Source organism: Aquitalea palustris (genome assembly GCF_003693445.1).
Taxonomy (GTDB): domain Bacteria; phylum Pseudomonadota; class Gammaproteobacteria; order Burkholderiales; family Chromobacteriaceae; genus Aquitalea; species Aquitalea palustris.
The window spans coordinates 1-3,355 of the sequence record NZ_RFAR01000145.1 but is presented as its reverse complement, the minus strand read 5'-3'; the positions used below and the strand labels follow the sequence as shown (position 1 = coordinate 3,355).

Genomic DNA, 3,355 nt, shown 5'->3' with positions numbered 1-3,355 from the left:
ATTGGCCGGAATTAAAAATGTGGCATATTGTCGCAGCCAGACCAGGTATTCCCCGGCCATCAAACACAGACAATGCTATAGTGCCGTCTGCACCGCCATACCTTCCCAACTTCAGCAAACTGAATCATGCCAAGTTTCCTGCATAGAGCCCTTGCCGCCTTTTCGCTTATTGGCCTGCTCAGCCCCCTACCCGCCATGGCTGCTAGCCTGGAAGTGGGTCAGCCGGTACCGGACTTTACCTTGCACACCCTGCAGGGGCAGTCGGTCAGTACTGCCCAGCTGCGCGGCCAGGTCGTCGTCATCAACCTGTGGGCCACCTGGTGCAGCTACTGCCGCGAAGAAATGCCGGCATTGCAAAACTATTACCTGAGACATCAGCAACAAGGCTTGCAAGTATTTGCCGTCAGCATGGATGAAGCCAGCGAAGACAAGAGCGTACGCGCCATCATGCAGCAATTTGCTTACAGCGGCGCGCTTGGCCGTGACAGCAAGCTAGCCGGCTTTGGCCGTATCTGGCGCTTGCCGATGACGTTTGTCATCGACCGCAAGGGCGTGCTGCGCCGCGATGGCAGCGTGGGCAGCCCCACGGTGGACGAGAAGGTGCTGGAGGCTGAGGTCACCCCCTGGCTGCAGGCAAAATAATACCGGGGCCTTGCAGGGCCCCGGTTTGACAGCGGCTGACAAGATAGCCTGGCGCGCCTGGGTCGGGGCAAGCCGATCCGGATTGTGCAAGGCCTGGCCGCCACCGGTGTGTTGTCTGACTCAGAAGGCGAAGCGCGCGCCCACGCTGGCGGTGTAGCGCGGAGCCAGTTGCACACCATTCACTTTCTGGTAGACCGGCAGCTGAACAAAGCTGTAAAGGGTGGTTTGCTTGCTCACTGCCACCGATACACCCGGGCTCAGATACATCAGTGTGCCGCCGGTGCTGACCTGGTCGGCATTGTCGCCATGGTCATGAATCACATAACGGGTATTGAGCTGCAGCTGCGGGGTAATGCCCTGCCAGGCCATGTAACGCACGCCCACGTTCACGTTGTAGCCGGTGCCGGGGCGATATTCGTCCACGGTATCCAGGGCTTTTTGCACGGTGGCCTGGGCAAAGTAGTCCCAGTTCTTGTTCAGCGCATCAAAGTAATACACGCCCAGAATCAGGTCGGTGGTGCCGGTGCCCGGCTGCAAACCCGGATCGATACTGGCGCTATCCCCCGGATTGGACGGGTCGGTAGACGTACCGGTCTGGGTATGGCTGCCGGTGGGCAGCTTCAGGCCAAACAACAGGCCCAGATTATGCTGGGCGGTCAGCCCCTGATAACGACCCAGTACCTTGATGTCACCCAGGCTTTGCGTGTGCGAGTCATATGAACCACCGTCAGCCACCGGAGTGCTACCATCCGACCCCTGCCCCAGCGTGCTGTGCTGGCGGTCGATGTACGGTACTTGCACATTGATGCCCCAGCTACTGGAGAAGGCATAGTCCAGCCCCAGCGTCAGATATTGGTTTTTGGTGTATTTCTCCACTTCCTGCGCATCCCCGTTCGGGGTGGTCACCTGACTGGCATTGGCAGCAGAAATGCTATGCGTGCCCTGGCGCAGCTGGTTCTGGTTCAGGTAGTCGTAGCGGATATCCAGCTTGAGGCCTTCTTGCGAGGAAAACCCCTGGCTTTCCCAGTCCGAGCTGAGCGTACAGCCGCAGCTGGCACAGGCCAGTGCCTGGCTGGAGAAACCGGCCAGCAGCAGTGCGCTGCCCAGCAGTCCAAGTTTGCTTATGTTCATTGTTATCAACCTTTGTCATTCAAGCGAGCGCCCCGATTATCTGGCAAGCGGGGCGATCCGCTAGCTTTCGCTTGATGAAAAAAGCCTGACTGCGACATTTTGTCGCAGTCAGGCTGTAGTTTCTGCGGCCACGCCCAGCGTGGCCTGCCAGCATCAGGCAATCAGAAGCGGTAATTAAGCGCGGTATACAGCGAGCGGGCAGCACCCGGCACGCCAGTCCCCCATGCGCCCAGCCCGCTGGGGTTCTTGGACATGGTCGAACCCTGGCCGGTATAGGCCCCGCCCAGCGGCTGCACATAGTAGCGGTTGAACACATTGTCCACGCCCACATCCACGCTGAACTGTTTCCACTCATAGCGGCTGCGCAGGTTGAACAGGCTGTAGCCTGGCGTCTTGATTTCATTACGCACGGCCGAGACATCGGTCTTGGCACGCACCAGCTGCAGTTCGGCGGTATTGCTCCACTGGCCCAGGGTGTGTACCAGCGCCAGCTTGGCATTCAGCGGCATGATGTTGTACAGGTTGTCGCCGGTAGTCAGGTTTTCGCCACGGGTGTAGCTGAGCTGGGCGGTGGCATCGACACTGCCGTATTGCCGGCCATTGGCCAGCCGCAGTTTGCCGCTGACATCCACGCCGTACAGCTGGGCGTTCTGGTTGACGTATTGCAGGGTGACATAGCTGTTGGTGCTGGTCAGGTTGCTGCTGCCCCCGCACAAGCTGGTGCCACAACGCTGGGCATCGATGTAGTTTTGCACATAGCTGTAGTAGGGGCTGATTTTCAGGCCCCAGGCGCTGCCGTCGGCGGCATGCCAGTCGGCACTGCTGCTAAGGGTGTGCGCCACTTCCGGCTTGAGGTTGGGGTTGCCGAAGTAGCCGTTACCATCACCGGCAAAATTATTCATGATGGCGGCCATGCCCATGCTGGACCAGGTATAGCGCTCGTACAGATTGGGCGAGCGGGTTTTCTGGGCGTAGGCCAGTTCGTACTGCTGCCCGGCCGACGGGGTGTAGCGTGCCAGGGCGGACAGGTCGATATTGTGGTCGGTCTGCTGATGGTTCAGCGCATTGAAGGCAGCGGCATCGGTGGCATAGGAGGCCATGCTGTTATAGCCCGCCACATTGCCGGCATTGCTCTTTACCTGGGAGGCGCGCAGGCCGAGGATGCTGCGCCATTGCGGAGTCCAGTCGGCCTGCCATTCGGCAAACACATCCAGCTTGTCGCGCGTGCCGTCCTTGATGTTCCAGAAGGTATTGGGGCTCATCATGCCCATGCCGCTGCCGGCAGCCGGCCACCAGTCATTCAGGCCGTAGCGCTGGAATTCGCTACCCAGCTTCAGCTTGTCGCGCTGGCCCAGCGGCAGGTCGAGCACCAGCGCCCCGCCCAGGGTATGGCTGGCAGTGTCCATCGGCATACCGCCATAGCTACCGTAGACGGTTTGCTTGTCATCGCCAAAGTCCATGCTGTGCCGTACATACTGGTCGTATAGCCGTGCATCCAGTTCACCCCAGCCAAACTGGCCGTTGTAATGCAGGTTGAACTGGCTGCTGCTGTTGTCGGTCATGTCCATGCGCTGGTTGGCAA

Annotated in this window: 3 protein-coding genes; 1 reads left to right on the top strand and 2 read right to left on the bottom strand. The window is 59.7% G+C overall.

What is annotated here, in order from left to right; all coding sequences use genetic code 11:
* Positions 1-126 precede the first annotated feature (126 nt).
* A complete protein-coding gene (locus EAY64_RS20050; RefSeq protein ID WP_103526508.1) occupies positions 127-642 on the top strand; it encodes a TlpA disulfide reductase family protein in 516 nt (171 codons plus the stop codon).
* A gap of 120 nt (positions 643-762) precedes the next feature.
* Here the strand turns inward: EAY64_RS20050 and EAY64_RS20045 are convergent, their stop codons facing one another.
* Together EAY64_RS20045 and EAY64_RS20040 are read right to left on the bottom strand one after the other, a co-directional pair.
* A complete protein-coding gene (locus EAY64_RS20045) occupies positions 763-1,773 on the bottom strand; it encodes a hypothetical protein (RefSeq protein ID WP_199106639.1) in 1,011 nt (336 codons plus the stop codon).
* A 161-nt stretch (positions 1,774-1,934) separates the two neighbouring features.
* Positions 1,935-3,355 (bottom strand): TonB-dependent receptor (locus EAY64_RS20040; RefSeq protein ID WP_122081983.1); only part of this gene is annotated, 1,421 nt, incomplete at its 5' end.

Excerpts from the sequence above, each read along its gene's own strand:
- EAY64_RS20050 (WP_103526508.1), top strand. The coding sequence starts at position 127 with ATGCCAAGTTTCCTGCATAGAGCCCTTGCCGCCTTTTCGCTTATTGGC.
- EAY64_RS20045 (WP_199106639.1), bottom strand. The coding sequence starts at position 1,773 with ATGAACATAAGCAAACTTGGACTGCTGGGCAGCGCACTGCTGCTGGCC.